The sequence below is a fragment of the Streptococcus sp. DD11 genome (genome assembly GCF_001578865.1).
GTDB classification, from domain to species: domain Bacteria; phylum Bacillota; class Bacilli; order Lactobacillales; family Streptococcaceae; genus Streptococcus; species Streptococcus panodentis.
The window spans coordinates 259,873-260,595 of the sequence record NZ_KQ969395.1 but is presented as its reverse complement, the minus strand read 5'-3'; the positions used below and the strand labels follow the sequence as shown (position 1 = coordinate 260,595).

Below are 723 nucleotides of genomic sequence, written 5' to 3'. Positions count from 1 at the left end.
AAAGCCTGTCGCTTCGGCCTTTGCCGGGAGCGCCAGGCTCTTTTTCTGTTCTCAGGGGCCAGTGCAGTCTTTTCATTTATCTTTTATGACTTGCTTAACTTCAGCAGTCCGGGGGCTGCTGGGGGTTGGGGATAAGGAAGGACGCTCGGTTTTGATTTTTCAAAAAGTCTGACAGGTCCGCCTTCATTGTCCAAGCGCAGCAGAAAAAGTGGATGAAATTCATTTCCGAACCAGTCTTATACAGCTTGTAAAAAGCAAAGTAAAAATGAAGGGAATTGTCCATAATCGGAAGAGAATCTTCAGGTTCGAACATTTTTAAAGACCTAAACGAAAAAGTTTTAAATTTTAGCAATAAGCCTTTTAAATCATAGTTTTATATGATAGAATAGATGGGACATTTCTTTTGACGCAATGATGGCAACATCATGAAAAAGTTTAGGAGGTTAGAAATGAAATGGAAATCGCATAAGGGCTTACTGTGCCCTCGTCATTCTGCTGCCCGCAAGCTTCAGGCGCTGATAGGGTTGGCTGTCATTCTATTTTCAGTCCTTCTTTTCCCCATACAGACCCTGTCTGCCTTGGAGGAGATTAAGGACAGCACGGATATATCGGCTTTGAATATTCAAAAGTTTGACTTGAATGTCAACAATGTCAGCGTCCTGTCTAAGTCGTCAGCTATCGAACAGGTCCATCTGACCAATCCCCACTATGAATATCTAAGCA

1 pseudogene is annotated in these 723 nt (G+C 42.6%); it reads left to right on the top strand.

What is annotated here, in order from left to right:
• Positions 1-449: 449 nt before the first annotated feature.
• Positions 450-723, top strand: a pseudogene (locus STRDD11_RS08975) (hypothetical protein); the annotation flags it as partial.